The organism is Flavobacterium sp., from assembly GCF_027483985.1.
Classification (GTDB): Bacteria; Bacteroidota; Bacteroidia; order Flavobacteriales; family Flavobacteriaceae; genus Flavobacterium.
In genome coordinates this window covers 1-24,114 of the sequence record NZ_JAIXTJ010000008.1, presented here as the reverse complement: position 1 = coordinate 24,114, position 24,114 = coordinate 1, and the positions used below count along the sequence as shown (strand labels likewise).

General features: G+C 31.4%; 17 protein-coding genes and 1 tRNA gene. 9 read left to right on the top strand and 9 right to left on the bottom strand.

Annotated elements, in window-relative coordinates; genetic code table 11:
- Window positions 1–10 precede the first annotated feature (10 nt).
- Window positions 11–724 (top strand): LytTR family DNA-binding domain-containing protein, encoded by a 714-nt coding sequence (locus Q0050_RS00825; RefSeq protein ID WP_298391708.1) that lies wholly within the window; start codon window positions 11–13, stop codon window positions 722–724.
- Here the strand turns inward: Q0050_RS00825 and Q0050_RS00820 are convergent.
- Complete coding sequence (locus Q0050_RS00820; protein WP_298391707.1) at window positions 716–2,782, bottom strand: tetratricopeptide repeat protein; 2,067 nt, start codon at window positions 2,780–2,782, stop codon at window positions 716–718. The genes Q0050_RS00825 and Q0050_RS00820 overlap by 9 nt on opposite strands.
- A 162-nt stretch (window positions 2,783–2,944) precedes the next feature.
- On the opposite strand from Q0050_RS00820, the gene Q0050_RS00815 reads away from it, so the two are divergent.
- The 3 genes from Q0050_RS00815 (at window position 2,945) to Q0050_RS00805 (ending at window position 5,842) form a co-directional block, all read left to right on the top strand.
- The gene (locus Q0050_RS00815; RefSeq protein WP_298391706.1) at window positions 2,945–3,247 is read left to right on the top strand and encodes an STAS domain-containing protein; all 303 of its coding nucleotides are present in this window, start codon (window positions 2,945–2,947) and stop codon (window positions 3,245–3,247) included.
- Window positions 3,248–3,265: 18 nt separating this feature from the next.
- Window positions 3,266–4,552 (top strand): sugar isomerase, encoded by a 1,287-nt coding sequence (locus Q0050_RS00810; protein WP_298391705.1) that lies wholly within the window; start codon window positions 3,266–3,268, stop codon window positions 4,550–4,552.
- Window positions 4,553–4,639: 87 nt separating this feature from the next.
- Window positions 4,640–5,842, top strand: a complete 1,203-nt coding sequence (locus Q0050_RS00805) for a glycosyltransferase (protein ID WP_298391704.1) — start codon at window positions 4,640–4,642, stop codon at window positions 5,840–5,842.
- Here the strand turns inward: Q0050_RS00805 and Q0050_RS00800 are convergent.
- From Q0050_RS00800 to Q0050_RS00790, 3 genes are read right to left on the bottom strand one after another with little or no spacing between them, the layout of a single operon-like run.
- A complete protein-coding gene (locus tag Q0050_RS00800) occupies window positions 5,825–7,378 on the bottom strand; it encodes a glycoside hydrolase family 2 TIM barrel-domain containing protein (protein ID WP_298391703.1) in 1,554 nt (517 codons plus the stop codon). The two genes, Q0050_RS00805 and Q0050_RS00800, sit on opposite strands and share 18 nt — an antisense overlap.
- A complete protein-coding gene (locus tag Q0050_RS00795; RefSeq protein ID WP_298391702.1) occupies window positions 7,362–8,597 on the bottom strand; it encodes a hypothetical protein in 1,236 nt (411 codons plus the stop codon). The genes Q0050_RS00800 and Q0050_RS00795 overlap by 17 nt, the downstream gene beginning before the upstream one ends.
- The gene (locus Q0050_RS00790) at window positions 8,597–11,686 is read right to left on the bottom strand and encodes a hypothetical protein (protein WP_298391701.1); all 3,090 of its coding nucleotides are present in this window, start codon (window positions 11,684–11,686) and stop codon (window positions 8,597–8,599) included. The genes Q0050_RS00795 and Q0050_RS00790 overlap by 1 nt, the downstream gene beginning before the upstream one ends.
- 181 nt (window positions 11,687–11,867) lie before the next feature.
- Between Q0050_RS00790 and Q0050_RS00785 the strand changes: the two genes are divergently transcribed.
- Together Q0050_RS00785 and Q0050_RS00780 are read left to right on the top strand one after the other, a co-directional pair.
- On the top strand, window positions 11,868–13,046 hold the full coding sequence (locus Q0050_RS00785) for a glycosyltransferase (protein ID WP_298391700.1): 1,179 nt from the start codon (window positions 11,868–11,870) through the stop codon (window positions 13,044–13,046).
- 123 nt (window positions 13,047–13,169) lie between these two features.
- Window positions 13,170–13,877, top strand: coding sequence for a PH domain-containing protein (locus tag Q0050_RS00780; RefSeq protein ID WP_298391699.1), 708 nt, complete (start codon window positions 13,170–13,172; stop codon window positions 13,875–13,877).
- 136 nt (window positions 13,878–14,013) lie between these two features.
- On the opposite strand, the gene Q0050_RS00775 is transcribed toward Q0050_RS00780, so the two are convergent.
- The 4 genes from Q0050_RS00775 to Q0050_RS00760 form a co-directional block, all read right to left on the bottom strand.
- Entirely contained in the window at window positions 14,014–15,114 is a 1,101-nt protein-coding gene (locus Q0050_RS00775) for a DUF4407 domain-containing protein (RefSeq protein ID WP_298391698.1), read from the bottom strand.
- A gap of 168 nt (window positions 15,115–15,282) precedes the next feature.
- Complete coding sequence (locus tag Q0050_RS00770; protein ID WP_298391697.1) at window positions 15,283–17,313, bottom strand: N-acetylmuramoyl-L-alanine amidase; 2,031 nt, start codon at window positions 17,311–17,313, stop codon at window positions 15,283–15,285.
- On the bottom strand, window positions 17,310–17,681 hold the full coding sequence (locus Q0050_RS00765; protein ID WP_298391696.1) for a BlaI/MecI/CopY family transcriptional regulator: 372 nt from the start codon (window positions 17,679–17,681) through the stop codon (window positions 17,310–17,312). Before Q0050_RS00765 ends, Q0050_RS00770 begins: the two co-directional genes overlap by 4 nt.
- A gap of 385 nt (window positions 17,682–18,066) precedes the next feature.
- On the bottom strand, window positions 18,067–19,455 hold the full coding sequence (locus Q0050_RS00760) for a dipeptidase (RefSeq protein ID WP_298391695.1): 1,389 nt from the start codon (window positions 19,453–19,455) through the stop codon (window positions 18,067–18,069).
- Between the two features lie 156 nt (window positions 19,456–19,611).
- On the opposite strand from Q0050_RS00760, the gene Q0050_RS00755 reads away from it, so the two are divergent.
- Window positions 19,612–19,693: transfer RNA gene (locus tag Q0050_RS00755), tRNA-Leu, on the top strand.
- Window positions 19,694–19,862: 169 nt separating this feature from the next.
- Window positions 19,863–20,612 carry a hypothetical protein gene (locus Q0050_RS00750; protein ID WP_298391694.1) on the top strand — a complete coding sequence of 250 codons (750 nt, stop codon included), beginning with the start codon at window positions 19,863–19,865 and terminating at the stop codon, window positions 20,610–20,612.
- A gap of 44 nt (window positions 20,613–20,656) precedes the next feature.
- Here Q0050_RS00750 and Q0050_RS00745 read toward each other — a convergent pair whose 3' ends face one another.
- Window positions 20,657–21,553, bottom strand: a complete 897-nt coding sequence (locus tag Q0050_RS00745) for a NifU family protein (RefSeq protein WP_298391693.1) — start codon at window positions 21,551–21,553, stop codon at window positions 20,657–20,659.
- A 123-nt stretch (window positions 21,554–21,676) separates the two neighbouring features.
- On the opposite strand from Q0050_RS00745, the gene Q0050_RS00740 reads away from it, so the two are divergent.
- Window positions 21,677–24,114 (top strand): choice-of-anchor L domain-containing protein (locus tag Q0050_RS00740; protein WP_298391692.1); only part of this gene is annotated, 2,438 nt, incomplete at its 3' end.

Sequence of the window (24,114 nt, the reverse complement as noted above, 5' to 3'; positions counted from 1 at the left end):
TTTTTGGCTTATGAATTGCATTATTATAGATGATGAAGAAATGGCTAGAGCAATTATTGCTCAGATGATTTCTACCCATAAAGAACTTAATTTAGTTCAGGAATTTTCAAATGCTATGCAAGCCATTAAATATTTGAATCAAAATGATGTTGATTTGATATTTTTAGACATTCATATGCCAGATTTTACAGGATTTGATTTTATTCAAACCATAAAAAATCCACCAAAAGTCGTTTTAATAACTTCCGATAAAAACTTCGCCATCGAAGCTTTTGAATACGAATGTATTGTTGATTATTTAGTAAAACCTATTACTGAAGAACGTTTTCAAAAAGCTATTGTTAAAGCAAATGCAGCTCAAATTCCTAGTTCAACTTCGACTAAAGAAGTTAAGTTAACTACAGAAGATAACAGCAAAGAATTCTATGTAAATATTGACCGACGTTTAATTAAAATCGAATTCGATTCGGTAAGTGTTGTTGAAGCCAAAGGCGATTATATTCACATAAAAACCGATGTCAAAAACTACGTGGTACATTCTACTTTAAAGAAAATAGAAGATAAATTACCTAAAGATTTGTTTCTAAAAGTACATCGTTCGTTCATTATCAATACCAAAAAAATCATTGATATTGAAGACAATTCGGTACTTATTGCCAAAGAAGTAATTCCGGTAAGTCGCGCCAATCGTCCTGAATTGATGAAACGATTGAACTTATTGTAAATTGGTTTTAAAAATTGGTTTGCTTAAAAACAACCATTTTAAACGAAATCCAAATTCGGTATAGGTAAATCCAGAAACAGCAGCCGAAGCAATATTACTTTTCAATCCGTAAACGTTAGCTAACAATCGGTCTGAAAATTTATAACCTAATTTTGCTTGAATTCTATAAGTTGATTGCTTGTCTAATTTTTCGATGTATTGAAATCCAGTTGCAGCGTTCAAATTATAAAAGAAGGAACCTTTTTCTGCAATTTTTTCATCTTTCAATAATTCTACAAAAACTTCGTAAGCGTTAAATTGACTCGGACTAAAGTAAACCGTTGGCACTTGGTCTTTAAACGAAATGAATTGGTAATTGAATCCACCTTTTAAAACAGGTTTCGATAAAAAGCTATAATACAGTGAGGTAAACAATAAATTTCTAGTATTATTATCTGATTGAGTTGTATAAAAATATTGTGTAAACCAACCCAATTTAAAGTTTGATCCAATATTATAATTAAAATAATAGTTGTCAGCCGAAATCTGTTTGTCAATCAAATCAGTATTAAAATTTTGCAAGTCGCGCTTATATCCAATTTCTAAATCTTGTAATTTCATTGGTTTAATTTTGAAGTATGAATTCAGCAATAAAGAAGTATAGCTTGCTGTTGGTGAACTTGCTGAGGTAATTCCACCATCAACATTAAAACTAATTTTAGGATGAAATTTATAAGATGCTCCAACTAGAAAATCGTTAGCATCAGCACTAATATTGGTAACAGAATTGTCTGTTTTTCTATATTGATAAGTAGTGTTTAAAGACCATTTGGTAGAAAGCGGAAACGTTATTAATGTTCTCGAAGTTATGGCAGTATTGTTACCATTATCAAATGAGTAACTTATTTTTTCTTCAACAGATGGCGTATGTTCTTCGTTTAATTTCTTCAAAAAATTCGTAGCATCGTTCTGATTTTTGAAGATTTCTAACGTTTGATAAACGGCTTTAAAAGCTTTATCAGTTTCTCCCGAAGCATAATAAGCATTGGCAACTCCAAGATTTCCGTCGAATGATTTAGAATCGTTTACCAAAATACTTTCGTAATATTTAATACTATCTTTAAAATCACTTTTGTAAATCGCTAATGTTGCTGATAAAGCTAATAACCAATTTTCGTTTGCATAAAGTTTGTTTAATTCTAAAATTTTAGATTCTGCTAATTTGTATTTTTTGTTCCAAATAAGCGCTTGAACATAGCGTTCTTGTGTTTGCTTGATTAGTTTTTCATCTTTGGTTTCACCAATTTTAGACATTGCTTGTTCAGAAATCTCAAGAGCTTTGCTTTCTTTTCCTGCGATATGTTCTACTAATGATAAACCATTTAATGCTAAAATAGGATCTGATGTAGATAATAAATTATAAGTTTCTCTTCCTTTCACACTATTTTTAGTAATCAAATACAAATTGGCTTTATTCAATAACGTTTCTTTATCATTTGGAAAATCAGTTAGAATTTCATTGTAAAAAGTTTCGGCTTCAGTATATTTTTTTGCAGAAACCATTTCGTTAGCATAACCCAGTTTTATGTATTTTCTAGAAACCAAAGCTCCGCCATTTCCTGGAGATAGTTCCAAAGCTTTATTTACATATGACAAAGCATCTTTAAATTCTTTTAAATTGGATAACGTATTAGCAAAACCAAGATGAGCAACAAAGTTGGTTGGATTGTCAGCAACTAATTTAGTGTAGTAGATTTTAGCATCATCAAACTTTTTATTCCATAATAAGGATTCAGCATAATTCAATTTTATTTCTAAATCATCAGGATATTCACTTTTTAATGTTGTGAATAATGTTAAAGCTTTTTCAGGTTGTTTATTCAACCCAACTGCACGAGCATAACAAAGTCTTGCCGTTTTATTTTGAGGATAGTCCTTTAATATAGTAGTAAAGAAAACTTCAGCTTTATCAAATTCTCCTTTTTCAAGATTACTAAATCCTTCAATCATGTTTTGAGCTTGACCTATAAAACTATAAGTGAAAAGGAAAATTAGAGTTATTTTTTTAAATAATGTCATTCGTCGATAGTGTAATTATTAATGAGTGCAAGTTAGACATAAACCTTTGATATTTCATCTACAGCAACTTACCATTCGTCGAATAATAATGATGTCTCGTAGTTAATCATCAGATATTTGCATCAGAAAAATAAAATAAAACAATAAAAATAAATCAAAATCATGGCATTACAAATTACAAACAACGCAGGAATTTTTGAAATCAACGGAAGTTTAAATTCTCAAAACACCAATTCATTAAAAAATTATTTTGAAGCATTAATTAATGAATCCGGTTTTATAATGATTTCACTTAATAATACAATTGATATTGACAAAACAGCTTTTCAAACAATTATTAATTTATACAAAAAAGCACTTTCAAAAAACAAAGCATTTTATATAGTTGGACATCAAAATCAAAAAGTAGTTGAATTATTTAAAGAAGAAAAGTTAAGTTTTTTATTAAACAATAATGTAGCTTAATTTTAAGTAATTTCTAAAATGATAAACGACTTTAAGATGTTAAAATCAGCACAGTTTAGAATGCCATTTGTTTCAAAACAGTTCAGCGCTGAACAAATGTTTATGCTTACCATGTTGTTGGTAAATGGCGGAAATTATCTTTACAATTTAATTTTAGGACGAGTTTTAGGTCCAGAAGCTTTTGCCGATGCTGCTATTTTAATTACATTTTTATTGATTCTTTCCTTTATTGGAATGACGTTTCAAATTGTAACTACTAAATATGTAGTGATCTACAATTTTAGAAAACGTATTGCTTTTATTCGATTAATGACTACATCCGCTCTTTTGTCTGGAATTGGTTTAGGATTAATCATCATGGCTTCTTGTAACCTACTACAAAAAGTCTTTCATACACAATCTGCATTAATGTTTGTTTTGTTTGGTGCCGGAATTCCGCTTTACTTTTTAATGAGTGTGAATCGAGGTGTTTACCAAGGGAAAAACAACCTTTTCAATCTGTCGAAAACCTACACTTCAGAAATGATTAGTCGCTTATTGTTAACTATCGTCGCCATCCTTTTTGTCCCAAATCTACCTATTACTATTATTGTTGCTTCCGGAATTACATTGTCTTTTGTTTTTGGATTACAACCGTTTCAAAAAATCTTTTTCAAGAAACCTACGCTTGAAAAAAGAGAAATGTTGAGTGTTCAAAACATCGCCACCTTTTTTGCCCTTACAGCTTTTTACGAGCTTACCCAAATCATTATCAACAATAGCGATGTAATTCTTGTGAAGCACTATTTTAACAACCAAGAAGCTGGATTGTATGCTTCTCTTGCCTTGATTGGAAGAGTAGTTTATTTTGTAGCTTGGATGTTTGTAATGCTACTTTTGCCCAAAGTACTTACACTTCAAAAAGAAGGAAAAAACACGCAACCTATTTTGATTAAATATGTTGGTTATATTGTTTCATTGTCTGTAATAATTGTTGCAACTACTTATTTTTTTCCAAATTTAGTTGTCAATTTAATGTTTGGTGAAGACTATCTTTCAATAGCTCCTTTATTGTGGAAATACGCTTTATCAACATCAATTTTTGCTATTGCCAATATCTTTGCTTACTATTTTCTTTCTATTAATAAGTATACTCCAGTTGTAATTTCAGCACTTTTAGGATTAACCCAAATAATCTTAATTGTGATGTTTCATAAATCACTAGAACAAGTGGTTGAAATGCAAATTATTTCAATGGTAATCTTATTGTTTTTTCAATTAGCTTATTTCTTTTATCAGAATAAAAAGAATGTTCGTCTAAACTAAATTTCCATTCGTCGAATTTAAAAATTTGACTACTGATTTTATTGGACTTTTGTCATGAAAAATAAAATGAATCTAAAAAATAAAAAAATGAAAATAGCAGTTGTAACAGCATTTCCACCTAGTAAAGTTACGTTAAACGAATATGGTTACCATTTAGTAAAAAACTTTGTTCAAAAAGAAGAAGTTTCAGAATTGGTTTTAATTACGGATAGAACATCAGAACCAAAACAATTGGATTTTGAAAACAGCAATAAAGTTTCCGTTAACGAATGTTGGGAATTTAATAGCTATGCTAACATTTTCACCATAGTAAAAGCGGTTTTAAAAGAAAAACCAGATGCTGTTTTGTTCAATTTACAATTTGTAAAATTTGGCGATAAAAAAATTCCTGCTGCTTTAGGATTGTTGTTGCCAATGATTTTAAAAATATTAGGATGCAACACAGTAGTTTTATTGCACAATATTATGGAACAAGTAGATTTAGCAAATGCTGGATTTACATCAAATAAAATTGCTCAAAAAATATATAATTTCATCGGAACTACTCTTACAAGTTGTATTTTGAAAGCTGATACTGTTGCAGTAACTATCAATAAATATGTTGATGTTTTAAATGCAAAATATAAAACTAATAATGTTGCGTTAATTCCACATGGTTCGTTTGAAACTCCAAAGAATGTTAGTTTTGATTTACCAGCTGGACCAAAAAAAGTAATGGCTTTTGGAAAGTTTGGAACGTACAAAAAAGTTGATATTCTAATTGACGCAGTTGAATTAATTCGCAAGACTAATAATGAAGAAATCGAAATTGTAATTGCTGGAACTGATAGTCCAAATACACCAGGATATTTACAATCGGTTAAAGAAAAATACTCACATGTTGAAGGAATTACTTTTACTGGATATGTAGAAGAAAATGATGTAGAACGTATCTTTACTGAAAGCACAATAGTTGCATTTCCTTATACATCAACTACAGGAAGTTCTGGAGTTTTACATCAAGCAGGAAGTTACGGAAAAGCAGTTGTTATGCCTGATTTAGGTGATCTAGCTTTATTAGTTGAAGATGAAGGTTACAAAGGTGAATTCTTTAATCCAGAAAGTGCTTCTTCATTAGCAAAAGCTATCAGTACTATTCTTGAAGATGATAATTACAGAAGACGCATTGCAAAAACTAATTACAAAGCTGCTTGCGCACTTTCAATGGATAAAATTGTTGAAATGTACCTTCAAAAATTTAAAGAAATTGAAATTAATAAAATGGTAAATACTTTAGTTAGAAATGTATAAAAAGGCAGGTTTTTCTTTTCCTTTTTCATCAATAAAACCAAATTTTTTCTGTCTGTTTTTCTGCCAAGGCCATTTTCCGGCAACTTGATTTGGCACAGCAGGAAAATCATACAAAGTCCACGACATAAATGCAAGATTGTTCTTTTTGAATAATTCTTGCATTTTTTTGTGGTATTCGGCTTGACCATCTTTAGTTGTTCCTGTCCAATTCCAAATTCCGCGATACGATGGAACTCCGAATTCCTGAATAACAATAGGTTTTTTAGTCACTTTATCTAATATTCCGTATTCTGTTTCAAAATCGTCAATGGCGTTGTAAAAATGATAGGAAACAATATCAACTTTATCTTCTAAATTGGTTGCTTCATAAGAATTCGACCAACCAATTGTAACCAAATGATTCGGGTCATTTTCTTTAATTACAGTAATCATTTGTTGCAACCAATTTATTACATTGTTTTTGTCGCGATTTTCAAAATCTAAATTCGGTTCGTTTTTAATATCCCAAGCCAAAATAGCTTTATGATCTTTAAAGGCAGTAACAATTTTTTCGGCGTGTCGACTAGTCAATGTCCAACTTTCTAAAGTATAATCACTATAAAAGTCAAATAAAGTCACCACAACTTTTAGGTTTTTTGTTTCTGCTAAATCCAATAAAGTTTTAAGTTTCTCCAGTTTTTCTGGTTTAATATCTGCTTTGCCAAAATCCTCATATTGAATAAAAATACGAATCGAATTGAGCTTTGCTATTTTAATAATATCAAAATCTTTTGCAATGGTATCTTTGTTAAATAATTCGCCAAAAGTATCCCAAGCCGAATTTTTAGGATAATAATTAATTCCTTTACTTATAAAATCGGCATTGTTGTATTTTATCTTTTTTCCAACAACTTTAAATTCCGGATTGGCTTTCAAAGTGTCTTTTGCAAAAGGTTCAGGTTTCATTTTTTGAATGTGACGAATGCGCCAAAAACCATCTTCCAACAACATCATAACTTTGTAGGTTGCCGTATCTTGAACTTCTGAAATTAATTTTTTGTCTTTATAAACTTTTTGAAATTCGATAACATTTTTATCAGTAAAAACCACTTGTTGTCCGTCTTCACTATAAAATTCTAATTTCGGATTGTGTTTTAAAGTAGTACTTTCAATGGTGATTTTGTTTTTCAAATTATAATCAATGCTGTTGTACAAATTCACTCGAGCATTTTGTGTGTAATAATCTTCTATGCCTTGTTTTTTATTGTTTTCTAGCGATTTATTTTTGATGTACCATGAAAATAAATAGTCTTTTTCAATAGTTTTTAAGGTATTTGGTTCCATTTCTCTACCCACATTATTCAATTCTTCCCAAATAACTTTTGGTAAATAAGTATTTACAGTTTCTTTTTCCAAATGCAACATCGAAGTTCTATCGGCGCCAGTATTTAAATATTCTAAAATGCTACTTAATCCAAAAAGCAACAGCACATTTAGTAAAATAAATGAGCTAATCAAGACGGTACGAATCGTGTTTTTATTATTTATGAAGCTCATAGTTTAGTGTTTCTGTTTGTTTGCTAATGCCTAATGTTGTAATTTCAAAACGATAGTTTTTCTCTTTATAAAAATCTTCTGAAAGTTCAAAAATTGCCAATCCTTTGGAAGTGTCTTCTTGCAAAGTTGCCACTAATTTATCTTTATGGAAAACCTTTACAATTACTTTTATTCCATCAGGAACCAATTGATTCATAAAACTTGTTATTGGTCCAACTTTTACCGTTCTATTTTTATTTGAAAACGAATAATTAAAAGTCGAAATAATAGGTTTGTAATTGATGGTGATTGAATTACTTTCGGCAATTCCGGTTACAAATCCTTTCACAGAATATACTTCTTGATGATCTGGATGCAATAATTGAGCTGAAGCAATTCCGTTTATGGTTGTTCCAAAAGTTTTCAATACCAAATTGTTTTTAGTTTTGATAAGGAACGAAACCAAAGTGCCATCGCTAACCACATTTCCGTACTGGTCTTTTATGCTAGATGTTGTAAAATGCGTAATCTGATTTCCATCGGCAAACTCGTGATTTCTTTTGTAATCTATAGTGAAATTGGTTGCAATATTTGGATAGATTTCGGTTTCAATTTCTTTGGTTGCGATTTTGTCACATTCTGTTGAGACCAACATTTTTCCTGATTTATTTGGAGAATAGATATCGTAACAAGCAATAAAGTTTTTAGTTTTTAAATTGAGATTGGTTACGTTTTGCAAAAATTGATGTTTCAAAATCACATTAGTGTTTTCTTTTTTTGGATTGTCAAAACCATCAGTTGGAACCGTTACCATCATGGTGAATTCTTTTCCGCCAGCTAGAATGGTTCGTGGACCAAGATAATTTTCAACAACAGTTTTAGTTGTATCATTTGGCACAATTTCAAAAGTTCCTGAATTTTTAGTTTCATTTTCGTTGATTAAAAACCAAGAAACTTCACCTGTTTTTTTACAATAATTTTCAGGAATTTTAAAAATGTAATTTCCTTTTTCAATGGTTGCATCAAGTAATGTTTTTCCATACGAATGAATGATGAAAAGTTGCGGTTTTTCACTGTCAGCATTAGGATGAAATTCTAGTTCAATTCTGTTTCCAGCGATGAAAGTTTTAGTATTCGAAACCAATTCAAACGACGCTTTTTTATCCGAAACCAAAGCAGTTCCGAATGCCAAAAGGAGCAAAGCGCTTAATAAAAACAATAGGTAAATTGCTTTTTTCATTATCTTGGATTTCCTATATAATTATTAATTTCGATTTTGATGTAATCAAATCCGTTACCTTTTACTTTTTGCAATTGTTCCTCATTTTGAGAAGCTTTTCGATTTGGAACCACTGCATTAGAAATTGATTCATTGGCCAAACCATTCACAAAACAATTTTCTAACGATGATTTTAGTGTTTTGCATTTTTTTAAATTCAGCAATTCGTAATCAAAATAATTCTTGCGTTGCACACGAACACCTTCACGCATAAAGAAATGATCTACATAAATCAGTTCTTTCTTGTCATTATAATACGACACTAAAATTTCTGGAATTGTACTTTCTTGAATTCCGAAATTAAACAAAGTTCCTTTTATGTGATTGTTTTCGATAGCAAAATCAGAAAGTGCTACTTGTGTATACAAATCGGTTATGGCAACATTTCCGGCGCATTGAATGTCAAATGTTACAGGATTTTCAATAATTTCTAATGGAGAAAATTCGTTTGGATTGAATGTTTTTGGTTTTACATCGGTATTTTTTGCCCAAGCAATGTCTTCAAAATTGACTTTAAAACTGGTGATTTCTTTGGGCATCAATTTATGCTTTATTTCATATTTTGCGTTGAACGATGCTAATTTCTTATCGTTTTTATCATATAAAGTAGCCTTCAAAACTACGTCGGCCGGAACATTATCGACATTTTGAACTTCTCCAATTATAATGTATTGTTTATTGTATTGAATGAGTTTTGCCGACAAGATTTCTAAAACAGGTTGTTTCAAAACATCATCATGATAAGTCATTTGGGTAGAAACAGCGCGTCTTCCGTGTTTGAAATATTCGGTTCCGTTATTGGAAACAAACTGATCAGGCGGAATATCCAAATCTATTTTATTTGGAACTATAAACCATTTGCCTTTTTCTTTAATAACTTCATGCGTGTAGTTTTTTTCAATGATTTCCAGAGGTGTTACCCATTTGGTTTTGGCAATGATTTTGGCTGAATTTTCGGTTTGATTTATAATTTGAATGTCAATAGCATCCATTTTGGCATACGAATTTAAAATACCGTCTTGCACCGCAGTTTCCAACATAAATTGCGATAACGATTTGTTTCCTTTTGGATCTAAATAGGAATGTGCTTTTTCAAATTCTTTAAAATCAATTGCATCATAATAAGCTTTTACAACATTTTTCGGACTTAATTGCGACGAATTGTTGACATAAAATTGATAGACAAAATAAAATATAATTAACAAAACAATTCCAGTCCAAATGTGAAGTAGCGTAACCAGTTTTCTTGGAAATTTTTTATAATCAATAGTGAATTTGAAAAAATCGGGTTGCGTAATTGGTTTCAGTTTTAAAGCTTGATATAAAATCATTTGTACGTTCAAAACAAAAGCAATAACCACAGTTAAAATAGGAATAATTCCCCACATCAATTTTTGATATAGCGGAACATCTTCAAATGGAAGAATTTTGGATAATGGTGGCACGTTGAGTTTTTCCCAAACCATAATTCCGTTTTCCAGTTGCGTTAATCGATGCCAACCGCAGAAATATAATATTGGATCGTAGAATTTATCATTAGAAAAAACATACTTCAGGTTGTATTTTTCTGGAACCGTTAAAAATTGTTGCAGCGAACCAATACCTTCCAAACCTCTAAATTTTGAATTTTCCAAACGTTCAACTGCTCGCGAAGTTAGTTCAGGTAATCGTCGTGCCGAATGATAATTTCCATCAACAGTCAAAGCTTTTGTTTGATAAGACAACGTTGCCATTTGATCGCCAAAACCCAAAGGCAAATAGCGCCATTGATCGTGTTGGTCTTGGTTTAAGAAATTGATAATAGGTAACGTATTGATTTTTTGTGGTTGAAACGGACGAAAATAACCTAATGTTATCGTAAAAATCGCCATGAATAAAAACGAACCAGCAAACAAACCAGAAATGATTTTGTAATACACCGAACCAAATCGTTTTTGCAAGTTAGTTCGTAAATCGCCTTCAACTAATCGGTAGGCAAATTCGCCAAACATTGGTAAACTCATTATTGCAGCCCAAAGTGTAAATCTGTCGAGCGTTAAAATATTAAATGCATTTTCACCTAAAACCTTTAACGGAATTGGAGTTGTTCCGCCAGTTCCTAAAACGCTTAATAATGTTATTGATAATCCAAAGAAAATGTAGCGTTTGCTGTAATATCTATAAAATATATAAGGTAACAAAAACAATAAAATTCCCCAAGGAATAACAAAAAACATCAATCCAGACGAAGTTACTTCGAGAAAATTATCACGACTTCCGTGTGGAATTGGCACTTGTGTAATTGGATTGTTTTTCGAATTAATCCAATAAGGGAAAATGCAAAAAACAATTAAAAAGACAGAAGTAAATCCAAATGCAATGATTCTTTTTAGCAATGAAATAGTAGTTTGTACAAATAATTTCATTGTTACTTCTTTGTACGAATTCACTTTTTCGCGAGCCACATCCATAACCGTCATTCCGATTAACGGAAATATGAAGAATATCATTCCGAATAATGGCGTAACATGATGCGAACAAACGGTTACAGCAATTAATGAAATAGATGTGAAGTAATATTTCTTTTGTCCGGTTTTTATCCAAAGATAAATTTCTGGCAACGCATGCATTAAAATAGAAATCCCAACAATACTTGGCAACTGACCAAAAATATGAAGTGTTTCAACAAATGAAGAAGAAAAAACAGCTAATAAAGCAGCATATCCAGCAACATTTCGATTGCCTGTAAGTAAAAGTGAAAATCTAAAAACACCTGTAATAAAAAGAAGAATTGCAATGATGGCAACGGTAAATAATCCGAATTTTAATCCACCAATAAATGACAATAATCCAATACATTGATGCACTAATGGTGGATAACCCATAACGGTAAATCCAGTATACCAACTGTAATTCCATGGTTCAAACCAACTAGTAGCATAATGATTACCATAGAATAAATGAATTAAAGCATCATAAGTGTTTTCTAAAGTGAAAAAAATAGCACTTCCATGGAAAACCAATCCAATTAATAACGCAGCCAGTAAATATTTATTCGATTTTTCTCTCACAAACTATAAGTGCTTTCTTGATGATGTAAATATAGTAATAATCATCCTATCGTTGAATTTTATATATCTACAGAAAAAAACCATTCGTCGACACTTCTTTATTCTTTGGTCTAAAATAAAAATTGACCTTGTAGTTTCGAAGTACTTTTGTCATGAAAAATAACAATAAAAAATAAAAAAAATGAAAATTTTAATCGTAGACGATCAAGAGTTAGTATTGATATCGTTAGAAAAATGTTTAACCGATTTAGGTTATGAAGTTATGACTTCAAACTCTGTAAATGATGCAAAAGAAAAGTACGATAGTTACATGCCAAATTTGGTTATTGCTGATATCAATATGCCAGAATATACAGGAGAAGTTGTTTTGAATAATCATGAATATTCAATAAACACTAGCTCAGGTCTTGATGTTGTTCATTATATAAAAGTTGAAAAGAATCATGATATACCAGTTATGATTTTATCAGGAAATAATAACGAAGATGTGATTGAAAAAGGCTTTGCTTTAGGTGCAACAGATTATATGAAAAAGCCATTAAGTTTAAATGAAATTGGTATAAGAGTAAAAAGACTAATTGGAGCGAGTAATATTTCGTATTCAGTGAATAAAAATAAATTCATTCAGAATAAAGTTATTGGGGTAGTTATTCCTTGCTACAACGAAGAAAAACGATTGATGAGTGAAGAGTTTAAAAAATTTGTGAATTCAAATTTAAGTTATCATTTATGTTTTGTGAATGATGGAAGTAAAGACAATACTTTAGATGTTTTATACGATTTAAAAAAGCAAAACGAAGGAAGAATTAGTGTTTACAATTGCGAACAAAATGGAGGAAAAGCAGAAGCTGTTCGTTTAGGAATGTTGCATTTGGCAAAACAACAACAATTTGATTATATAGGTTTTTTAGATGCCGATTTATCTACCAATTTTGAAGATTTTGATGCTTTAGTTGACACTATTAAAGATTCAAATTTTAAAATTGTAAGCGGTTCTAGAATAACAAGAATGGGTGCTGATATTGAAAAAGAATCAGCAAGAGCAATAATTAGTAAAACTATAAATTTTATTATTAGAAAAACATTAGGAATGGATTTTAAGGACACACAATGTGGTGCAAAAATCATGACTAAAGATGTTGTAGAAGATACGTTTCAAACAAAATTTTTGACCAAATGGTTATTTGATGTTGAAATTTTTATGAGAATGAGACAGAAATATGGTTTAGAAACGGCCAAAACTTTATTGTGTGAAAAACCTTTAGATAGATGGGTTCATATGGATGGTTCAAAATTATCATTCAAAGATTCTTTTAAAATATTAGGGCAAATAGGCCAAATAGCATTGCATTATAAGTGATTTTTATTTTTATTTTTATTTTTCAAAGAAAGAGAGGTTGATTTGTCAGCCTCTTTTTTATTTTTGTATTAATTTAGGCATTACTTTTGTGAAACAATTAGAATAAAATTCAAAACAACTATCATGATTGATAATTTAAAGAAAATATTAAACGAAGACCAAGATCCAAAAGCGATTGAGAAAATTACTTCTAAATTGAGTAATTTATTAATGTCTAATGAAGAAATTGGATATATTGCTGTACAAAAAAAACCAGCTGTGACAATTTTGCCAGATAGTATTGTGGTTACCAATAAAAGAATAATTCTATGTAAACCAAAAAATCTTGGTTTATCAATGGAATTTGTAGATTATGATTGGGATGATATTGCAGGAAGTTTTGTAAAAGAAGGAATTCTTGGTGCAGATTTTACTTTCAATACTAAATCAGATTTAACGCATACAGTTGATTATTTGCCAAAAAATCAAGCACGAAAATTATATACTTATGCTAAAGAGCAATTGGATTTATTGAAAAATCCAGTTGTAAATACAACTACAAGTAATCCTGTAATTGCAGAAGAAATAACTTTTGAAGAAGTTGCTGAGGTTGAAGAAATGGAAACAGAAGAAGTAACTAATTTTGCCGAAATTATTCCCGTGGAACAATCTGGATACAGAGATGAAAAACAATTTCCTGATGAAAAATTAAATGCTGAAAGTGGTTTAGCAAGTTTAACGCAAGATCAGTTATTTGAAAAACTTCAGAATTACAAAAAATTATTAGATAATGGTTTAATTCTGCAAGGAGAATATGACAAATTGAAAAATGAAATTTTAAGTTATTTGTAAAAGATTAACCGCAAAGTCCGCGAAGAATTGCGCAAGGTTCTCTAAGTTTAAAAAATATAAAACCCAACATTATGGTGTTGGGTTTTTCTTTTCGTTCTTTTGCGAAAACAACTTTGCTTCTTTGCGGTTAAAAAATCTACATTGACTTCTTCTGCTTTTCAACAAAACCATCTGCTTGTAGCTTCAATAATTCCAAAGCACCTTTTTTCTTATAATTGTATAATTCTTTGTCGTCTTTGATGTCAGCATACACTTTGTCGTAAATTTCTGCATCGGTTTTTCGTTGTAAATCACTTTGATAACGGTTTTGTGCGATCACATTTTTAATTCCCATTTCGGCATCTTCCTGTTTGAAATCGTATTCACCTCTTGGAGAAAGTAATTTGGCAATTATAGGTGAAGTTTCAATAGCTAAAAACAACAACATTATGAAAAACGATGGCAACCACGGTAATTTATTCAACGCATTAATTCTTGCCATTAATCCGTCAAAACCATCGATAATAGGTTGCGAATCGGTTACTTTTTTATCTAAATCGGCTTGAAGTGTTTTGGCTTTAGCTTCTTTTTCTTTAATTTTTATAGCATTAGCAGCTTTCATTGAATCCAATTGCTTTAATGCCATATCGTGTTTTTGACGTTTCTCTTTATAGACCGGACCTTTTCCTAATTTTTTTGTTCCTGCAGTTCCTTCAGCTTCTGTGATGAAAACTGAGTATAAATCGTTTACTTCTTTTTCTTTTTTAGTGATATCACTTTTCAAGCTATCAATTTCGGCTTTGTTTTTATCGACATCGCTTTGAAAATAATTGGTCACTTGTTTTTTGTTTGCCATTGCCATTTCGTTTTTCTCTTTTAACAAAACGGTCTCAATTTCTTTCTGAAAAATTTTGATTTCTAATGGTTTTGAGATTACAATTGCAATAATAATCGCTAAAGCAATTCGTGGAGTTGCTTGAATAAACTCGTCAAGAAAATTATCACGTTTTTTGATAGTCGATACAATAAATCTATCGAGATTGAAAATTAAAAATCCCCAAACTAACCCGAAGAAAACTGCGGTATAGACATTGTCAAAAACCGTAAAAAGTGCGTAACTACTGGCTACAAAAGCCATAATTGCTGTGAAGAAAACTGTGGCTCCAATTCCGGCATATTTGTTTTGTTCGCCGTTGGAACAACCGTTCACAATGTCAGTATCGACACCTGAACAAAGAATAAAAAAACGTTTTAACATAATGATTGATTTTGATTGATGATGATTATACAAATTTAACGCCAAAAATTTTATAATGTTGTAAAATGATGAAAATTAGTTTGTTTAGCCATTGATTTACAGATTGTTTTTAAAATTAAAATCCGCTTGATTAGAGCGGATTTTTTGATGATGACTAATGATATAAAATCATTTTACTTCAGATATGAAGTCCAAAATATATTTTGCGATTTCGGTTTGACCTTTTTCACTTGTAATAAATTTTCTGTCGTTTTCATTTGAAATAAATCCAAGTTCAACAACCATCGAAGGACAAGGTGAATTTTTTAAAATCATAAATGGGGCAAATTTTAGTCCTCTATTTCTTAGTGGTGTTTTAGATAATTTTGTTGAGAGTTTTTCTGCAAAAACTTTTGATTCTGCGATTAAATTATTTTTATCACTTATAAATATTTCAAATCCATTTGCATCTGTATTCTTATTTTGATTGACGTGTAAAGAAATTACTAAATCTGCGTTTAAATTATTTATGAAATCACCTCTTTTTTTCAAATCAATAAACTCATCATCAGTTCTAGTGAAATGAATTTCTAAGTCAGAATTGGAATGCATTTCTTTGATCTTTTTTGCTATCAGTGAAGTTAAGTTTTTTTCATTCCATTCGTTATTTGTAGCACCAAAATCAGTTCCGCCATGACCAGCATCAATTACAATGATTTTCTTTTGTTTTTTCTTATTTCTATGTATCGTAATACCTTCTTCATTTTTTGAATACCATTCCGTTTCAGCCTTAACATCTTTCGTCTTTGTTTTTAGTATTTTATCAAGTTTTTCCCATTCAGTATTCATTTCAGAAAATGTTACTATTAAAGTGTCATTATCATATTTAAGATGATTATTTTTTAAATTTTTATCAAAATATTCATTCGTATACAATGTATACTGATATTCTTGAGGAAATTGTTTTAATCGCACTCTTTTATCAATAAATCTATTTGTATAATAACTGAAATCAGATGGTTTGTATTTTTTTAAATCAGAGTTTTTCACAGCTTTTCCATCAATCCAAACGGCTTCATTATTTGAGTTGCTAAGTTTTATAAATAATTCTTTGCTAACTTTTTTTGGATTTATCTTATCAGGAATCCAACTTAAGTAGTTTCTCTTTTCTGTTAAAGTTAAATCTTCATACATTTTATTAATTTTAAATGTAGTGTCTTTTCTGATATCTTTAGCAATTATTCTAACATTTGCGTAGTATCTATCTCGTTTGATATCATCTTTTGTCAAATTACTTTCAGTTTTGATCGTTGTATCTGGAACTAGTTTTTCTTGAGCCACAACTTCAATACAGAAAAAATATATTAATCCGGCAAGGATTGGAACAATTGCAATCTTTTTTAAAACTGCAATTTTTTGTGATGTGCTTTTGGTCATCATAAGTAGTCGTTTTTTGGTTACTAAATAATTCAAATTACTGGCCAAGTAAATCGTTTTTTGTCCGCTGCCTTTTTGCAAAAGCAAGTTTTGGTAAAACGGAACATTGTTGTAAGTTTTCACAATTTCTTCGTCGGCAAGAAATTCGTGATTGAGTTGAATAGCTTTTTTGTAGAAAATAAACAGCGGATTGAACCAAAAAATTACTTTTAAGAATTCAATAAATAAAATATCTAAAGTATGTTTTTGAGTTACGTGAACCAATTCGTGTGCGTACAATTCATCTTCAATATTTCGATTATTATAATCTTCAAAATTGATAAATATTGAATTTAAAAAGGTGTGAGGAAGCGTCTTTTCTTCTACCAAAACCAAATTAGCTTTTTTGTATTTTACTTTCGGATTGGAGCTAGATTTTGAGATTAAAAGCCAAATGTTTTTTCCGAATCGAAGTAGCATTAGAAAGCTAATTAACCCATACAAACTCCATAAAACGTAGGGAGTGAAATTGATTTTTTCTTCTATTGGTGCACTAGTTCCTTGAATTTCATTTTCTGGAAGTACTGATGAAGTTATTACCGTATTTAAAGGTTCAAAAGTTTGAACAACAGGAACAATTTTAATGATTTCAAATGTTAGAAACGGAATCACTAACGAAATTACAATCGAAAGCAAAAGATAAAATCGATTGAATTGATGTATTTTTTCTCGTTCTAAAACTAGATGATAGAAGCCAAGAAAAACGGTTAAACTGATGGTTGATTTTAATAGAAAGTCGATCATTTTTTCTTTTTTTGAAGTTCAACATCAATGATTTTTTTTAGTTCTTCCAATTCTTTTTCGGTTAGATTGGTTTCTCTTGTGAAGAAAGAAGCAAATTGTGAAGCCGAATCGTTGAAGAAATTTTTAATCAATCCGTTAACGTGCTTGGAGAAATAATCTTCTTTTTTTACTAACGGATAATATTCTCGTGAATTTCCAAATTCGTTGTAAGCCACAAATTTTTTATCAATCATTCGTTTTAACAATGTGGCAACTGTTGTTGTAGCAGGTTTTGGTTCAGGAAAAGCTTCAAGCAAATCTTTCATAAAAGCTTTTTTGAGTTTCCATAAATATTCCATTAACTGTTCTTCTGAATTGGATAATTGCATAGTTCTACGTTTTTAGAATTAACTCTACAAATGTAGAATAAAATTTTATTTCTACAAGTGTAGAATTAAAATTTAACATTTGCTTCGGTTTTACTGGGTTTACTTCGTCTGTTCGCTGCGCTCGAGTGCGTTAGGGATTTCTTCACTTTACATTTATTTAATTTGGTGTTCAGAGAACTTCGTTTGAAGTGGAAATCCTTTTTGTTCGTTGCCTGAGGTTCTCGAAGGTAACGAACAAAAAGATTGGGAACGGAAAGCCCGACCTTGTTGCTTATGAAGTATTGTTGTGTAAGAAGATGTGGTGCAACAAGGTAACGCCAAATAGAAAAATCCGTTTACTCAATTAAGAATAAACGGATTTAAAATTTGCGAATTTGCGGTAAAACTATTTAGATAACTCCACAAAATACTTATAAAATAATGGAATAGTTTCAATACCTTTTAAGTAATTAAAAATTCCAAAATGTTCGTTTGGAGAGTGAATGGCATCAGAATCCAATCCGAATCCCATTAATATAGTTTTAGATTTTAATTCTTTTTCGAATAAAGCAACAATCGGAATACTTCCGCCAGAACGAACAGGAATTGCTGGAACACCAAAAGTTTCAGTATAAGCTTTGTTGGCTGCTTGATATCCAATACTGTCAATTGGGGTTACATATCCTTGTCCGCCGTGATGTGGTGTAACTTTTACTTTAACTGATTTTGGAGCAATACTTTCGAAGTGATTTTTGAACAATTCTGTAATTTCTTCCCAATCTTGATTTGGAACCAAGCGCATTGATATTTTAGCGTAAGCCTTGCTTGCAATAACCGTTTTTGCACCTTCACCAGTATATCCGCCCCAAATTCCGTTCACGTCTAATGTTGGGCGAATGGAGTTTCTTTCGTTAGTAACATAACCTGTTTCGCCATGCACGTCATCGATTTCTAAGGCTTTTTTGTAGTTGTCTAAATTGAAAGGTGCTTTTGCCATTTCGGCTCGTTCGGCAGCAGAAAGTTCTTCTACTTTATCATAAAATCCTGGAATGGTAATGTGATTTTTTTCGTCATGCAACGAAGCAATCATTTTAGTCAATACATTTATCGGATTGGCAACTGCGCCACCATAAAGTCCAGAATGTAAATCGCGATTTGGACCTGTTACTTCAACTTCAACATAACTTAAACCACGTAATCCAGTTGTAATTGACGGTTGTTGATTAGAAATCATTCCAGTATCTGAAATTAAAATGACATCGTTAGCTAGTTTTTCTTGATTTTGTGTAACAAACCATGATAAACTTTTAGAACCGACTTCTTCTTCACCTTCAATCATAAATTTTACGTTGCAAGGCAAACAGTTATTTTGAATCATATATTCAAAAGCTTTCACGTGCATGTACATTTGACCTTTGTCGTCGCACGCACCACGAGCGAAAATGGCACCTTCAGGATGAATTTCTGTGGTTTTTATTACCGGTTCAAATGGAGGTGAGGTCCAAAGCTCCATCGGATCTGGCGGTTGCACGTCATAATGTCCATAAACCAAAACAGTTGGAAGATTTTTATCAATAATATGTTCTCCAAAAACAATTGGGTAACCTGGAGTTTCACAAATTTCAACGTGATGGCAACCTGCTTTTTCTAATGATGCTTTCACAGCATTGGCAGTGTCAATAACATCTTGAGAGTAAGCTGTATCGGCGCTTACTGAAGGAATTTTTAATAGTTCAATTAATTCGTTTAGAAAACGCTCTTTGTTTTCTTGAACGTATTGTTTTATATTATTCATTTTTAATTGTTTGATTATAATGTCAAATATACGAATACAAATTCCAATTTTTAAATTCAAAATTCCAATTTTTAAAGAAGTTTTAATTTTTTTTTGGAATTTGTTCTTTCAGTATTGGAAATTACAAAGTAATGTTTATCTTTGCACCCACAATTCGCGGATATGGTGAAATTGGTAGACATGCCAGACTTAGGATCTGGTGCCGCAAGGCGTGTAGGTTCGAGTCCTATTATCCGCACAAAAAGTCCAAATGAAAGTTTGGACTTTTTTATTTCTACACTATTGGTTAATTTCTATGTTAAGAACTTATTTTATTAACTACTAGTGATCCCTTTTCAATCAGTATTTTTGTAGCATCTCTGAGTTTGAGATTTAACCAATTTATTGGAATGAAAAAGAATCCGTCTATGACTGCACTTATTTTAGCTTTTATTGGTTTTGCATTAATTACTGGTGCATTGTTTTCGTTATATCGTTCTAGTAACGAAGCGATTTCTATAGATGAAAAAAGCGAAACTGAAATTGATATTACGAATAAAAAAATTGATGTTTTAAGCGACGAAATTCAAGAAACCAAAGAGCAAATTGTTGAGACAGACAATAAAGATTTATCAAAACCCGAAGTGTTGTCGCAGTTTTCTGGACAAAATATTCCAATTATTGAAATTAAAGATATTGATTTAGGTGAAAGTTCTGATTTGGCAGATGATGAACCTCGAAAAAAAGGACAACGCATAACTTATGTTCATCAATTAAAATTTTCTATTGTAAATGTTGGAAAATTCTCGTTGAAGGAGGTAATTTTTTCTGTAAAAGATATTTATAACGATCCAAAAGAAGGAAAGAGCAAGAAAAAAGCCAAAGAATATAATTATATGGGAAGAACTTTTGCTAACGAAGATGTTGGTGCTTACAATAATATTGAGGTTAATACTTTAAATTTAAAATCTAAAAAGTTGGTTTATGTGAGTAATTTGCCTACCAGTTTTGGAGTAGGAGATTACTATTTTGATATCATTGTAGAATGGAATAATGGTTTCTACCAAATGCACGTAGATATTGAAGAGGTGAACGGAAAGTTGAAATACCGTTACCAATTTTATGATGTTGATGGAAAACCAATTAACTTAAAATCTTCAGAAGAAGTTACTGCATAAAAAAATGCCTTTCAATTACGAAAGGCATTTTTCTTTTTTGCTTATTATGCATTTAACGCTTCAACAATAATGTCTTGATCGTTTAACATATCTTTTAACATGTTTTCGATTCCGTTTTTCAAAGTAAATGTAGAGGAAGGACAACCATTACACGATCCTTGAAGTACCACTTTTACGCGTTTAGTGTCTTGGTCGAAGGAGTCAAACAAAATATTTCCGCCATCGGCTGCAACGGCTGGTTTTACATATTCTTCAAGAATATTTATAATTTGTTGTGATGTGGTATCAAGATTATCAAAATTATTGATTTGTTGTTTTTCTTGTTTTGCGTCTTGAACAATCATAGTTTCGTCCACAACTGTGCCAACATTTTCAATGAATTGTTTTATAAAAGTACGAACTTCAAGTGTAATTTCTTCCCAAGATGCGATGTCGAATTTGGTAATTGAAATATAATTTTCGTCAATAAAAATTTCTTTCACAAACGGAAAGCTAAACAATTCTTTAGCCAAAGGCGATGCGACTGTTTGATCGATATTTTTAAATTCAACAGCAGTTTTAGTGACTCTTTTGTTTACAACAAATTTTAATGTTGCAGGATTCGGAGTAGTTTCGCCATAAACTGTAATTGCTGATTTTTTTGGTCTAAGTGGATCTTCAATTATTATTTTTCCGCCATTTTTTACATAGTCTTCAATTTGTTCCGCTACGTCTTCTTTAACATCATTCCAATCTACAATACTAAAACGTTCAATGGCAATGAAATTTCCTGAAATGTAGACGGTTTTTACAAACGGAAGATAGAATAGTTGTTGCGCTAAAGGCGAATTTTTAGCTTCGTCAATGTTCTTGAATTCAAAGTTTTCATTTTGGGTTATAAAATCTGGGAATTCAAATTTTAAAATGGTTGGATTTTGGGTTTCTTTTATAGTGACTTTCATTGTATGATTTGTAATTTTCTACAAATTTAACAAAGTTATTTTTTTGGATTGTTTATATTTGGAGTTTTAAACAATTAATTAACATTTGTAACGTTTTTAATTGACGTTTAAGTTGCTACACATATGAAAAAAATACTACTCCTTTTTATATTTGCTTTTTTCAACACCGCTTTTGCTCAACTTGTTGTCAATAATACTACACAAACGCCGGCACAGTTAGTTCAGAATGTTTTGTTAGGAGGAGGAATTACAGTTTCGAATATTACTTTTAACGGTACGGCATTAAATGCAAATACAGTTCGTGATCAAGTAGGAAGTTTTACTGGTGGTAACACAACCAATATTGGAATTAATAATGGATTAATATTAGCAACAGGTGATGCTCAAATTGCGGTTGGGCCAAATGACCAATCAGGTGCGACTGATGCAACCGCAAATCCAATTCAAGGAGATGCTGATTTAGCAATTCTTGCTTCAGCAAATATCAGGAATAAGGCCGTTTTGGAATTTGATTTTGTTCCTGTTGGGCAAAATTTAACTTTTAATTTTGTTTTTGGTTCAGAGGAATATTTAGAATTTGTTAATGGCGGTTTTAATGATGTATTCGGCTTTTTTTTAAGCGGTCCAGGTATAACGGGCACTTTTACTGGAGGTGCTGCAAATATTGCGTTAGTGCCATCAACAACTATCCCAATTTCTATTGATAATGTCAATGATGTTTTAAATCCCACTTATTATGTAAATAATGGTGCCGGAGTAACTCCTGGAATAAATACCACCATACAATATGACGGATTTACGACTGTAATAGCTGCAACGGCAACAGTTCAGTGTGGTCAAACTTATCATATTAAATTAGCCATTGCGAATGTTGGAGACAATTCACTTGATTCTGCTGTTTTTTTGCAAGCTCAAAGTTTTAACACGGCGCAACTTAATTTTCCGCAGGATTATTTGGTTGCAAATGGTTTTGCACCTTGTCCTGGTACTTCAACTACTTTAAATAGTGGTTTAGCTGCAACTATTCCTCATACTTGGACAAGAGATGGAAATCCAATTCCTGGCGAAATTGGTCCGGTTATAAGTGTTAATCAACCCGGTGTGTATTGTGCAACTGCATATCCATATGGAATAGGTTGCCCAATATCGGATTGCGTTACGGTAGAATATTTACCCGCAATGCCTATTGATGAGCCAATAGATTTGACAATTTGTACAGGTTCAACATTTAATCTTTCAACTAATACTCCAATTATACTTGATGGTCAGAGTGCGTCAGATTATGAAATTAGTTATCATAATTCGCTTATCGATGCACAAAATATTGCATTTCCAATAACAAATTTAACAGCTTTTCCAGGTGTTAACGGTCAAGAAATATGGGTAGCAATTCAAGATTTATCTTCAGGATCAAATTGTGTTGAAATTAAGTCATTCTTATTATTTGTTACAAATACAACTATTGCACCAGTTATTACTTGTGGAGTTTCAACGTCTAATTCTGTAACTTTCGACTGGACTGCACTTTCTGGTACTATCGATTATTTGGCTTCTTATCAAGTAAATTCTAATTCTCCGATTCCAGTAGGTTCCATAGGAAATGTTACTACATATGCAGTTACAGGTTTGTCATCTGGTGATAATGTCAATTTTACACTTACACCAGTTGGAGTTGCCGGTTCCTGTTTCGTTTCTTCATCATTAGTATGTACTGCAATTACAACTTGCCCAACAATAACTAATCCATCGGCAAATCAAGCTTTATGTTTAAACGGTGATCCTGCAGTTTTCTCTGTAAATACAACTTTTACAGGAACAGACGCTATTAGTTATGTGTATTTCAATGCACAGCAAACAGGTGACGCTATGTATGCAGGAGGAATTCCTTTAGGCAATTCTACACCGGCGGCTGGTTCATCATCCTACGATGCTCCTGCTCTTGGATTAGCTGGGTCGCTTCCGAATACGGTTGGAACTTATTATGTTTATGCAATAGCAAATCCAATACCAACAGATACAACTTGTCGACCTTTTCAAGAGATTCAAGTAACTGTCAATGCTCCAGTAACCGCCGGCACAGATGGCAGTATTAATATTTGCGGAAGCAGTTTAACGTCAATAAATTTATTTAGTTTAATAACGGGCGAGAGTTCGGGAGGTGTTTGGGTTCGTAGCACTGGTAGTGGCGGAACATTTGTCGCAGCATCAGGAACATTTACTCCAACAGCTGGAACGACCTCTAGCACATTTACTTATACAGTGACTGGCGCTGCACCTTGTGGAGCAGATTCAAGTGTAGCCTCAGTAAATATTACTGCACAATTGGACGCTGGATTGGATGGATCTTTAACTGTTTGTGATTCAAGTGGTCTTGTTGATTTGTATAGTATTATAACAGGTGAACAGTTAGGAGGTTCTTGGGTAAGAACTTCAGGTTCGGGCGGTACATTTGATGCTGTTAATGGTACTTTTACTCCAGCAGTTGGAGCTACTTTAAGTACGTTTACCTATACATTAGCAGGAGTTGCGCCTTGTATTAGTGATTCTAGTGTTGCTACGAT

Bases quoted from the DNA above. Each gene is read 5' to 3' on its own strand.
- Q0050_RS00825 (WP_298391708.1), top strand. From the start codon at position 11: ATGAATTGCATTATTATAGATGATGAAGAAATGGCTAGAGCAATTATT.
- Q0050_RS00820 (WP_298391707.1), bottom strand. From the start codon at position 2,782: ATGACATTATTTAAAAAAATAACTCTAATTTTCCTTTTCACTTATAGT.
- Q0050_RS00815 (WP_298391706.1), top strand. From the start codon at position 2,945: ATGGCATTACAAATTACAAACAACGCAGGAATTTTTGAAATCAACGGA.
- Q0050_RS00810 (WP_298391705.1), top strand. From the start codon at position 3,266: ATGATAAACGACTTTAAGATGTTAAAATCAGCACAGTTTAGAATGCCA.
- Q0050_RS00805 (WP_298391704.1), top strand. From the start codon at position 4,640: ATGAAAATAGCAGTTGTAACAGCATTTCCACCTAGTAAAGTTACGTTA.
- Q0050_RS00800 (WP_298391703.1), bottom strand. From the start codon at position 7,378: ATGAGCTTCATAAATAATAAAAACACGATTCGTACCGTCTTGATTAGC.
- Q0050_RS00795 (WP_298391702.1), bottom strand. From the start codon at position 8,597: ATGAAAAAAGCAATTTACCTATTGTTTTTATTAAGCGCTTTGCTCCTT.
- Q0050_RS00785 (WP_298391700.1), top strand. From the start codon at position 11,868: ATGAAAATTTTAATCGTAGACGATCAAGAGTTAGTATTGATATCGTTA.
- Q0050_RS00780 (WP_298391699.1), top strand. From the start codon at position 13,170: ATGATTGATAATTTAAAGAAAATATTAAACGAAGACCAAGATCCAAAA.
- Q0050_RS00775 (WP_298391698.1), bottom strand. From the start codon at position 15,114: ATGTTAAAACGTTTTTTTATTCTTTGTTCAGGTGTCGATACTGACATT.
- Q0050_RS00770 (WP_298391697.1), bottom strand. From the start codon at position 17,313: ATGATCGACTTTCTATTAAAATCAACCATCAGTTTAACCGTTTTTCTT.
- Q0050_RS00765 (WP_298391696.1), bottom strand. From the start codon at position 17,681: ATGCAATTATCCAATTCAGAAGAACAGTTAATGGAATATTTATGGAAA.
- Q0050_RS00760 (WP_298391695.1), bottom strand. From the start codon at position 19,455: ATGAATAATATAAAACAATACGTTCAAGAAAACAAAGAGCGTTTTCTA.
- Q0050_RS00750 (WP_298391694.1), top strand. From the start codon at position 19,863: ATGACTGCACTTATTTTAGCTTTTATTGGTTTTGCATTAATTACTGGT.
- Q0050_RS00745 (WP_298391693.1), bottom strand. From the start codon at position 21,553: ATGAAAGTCACTATAAAAGAAACCCAAAATCCAACCATTTTAAAATTT.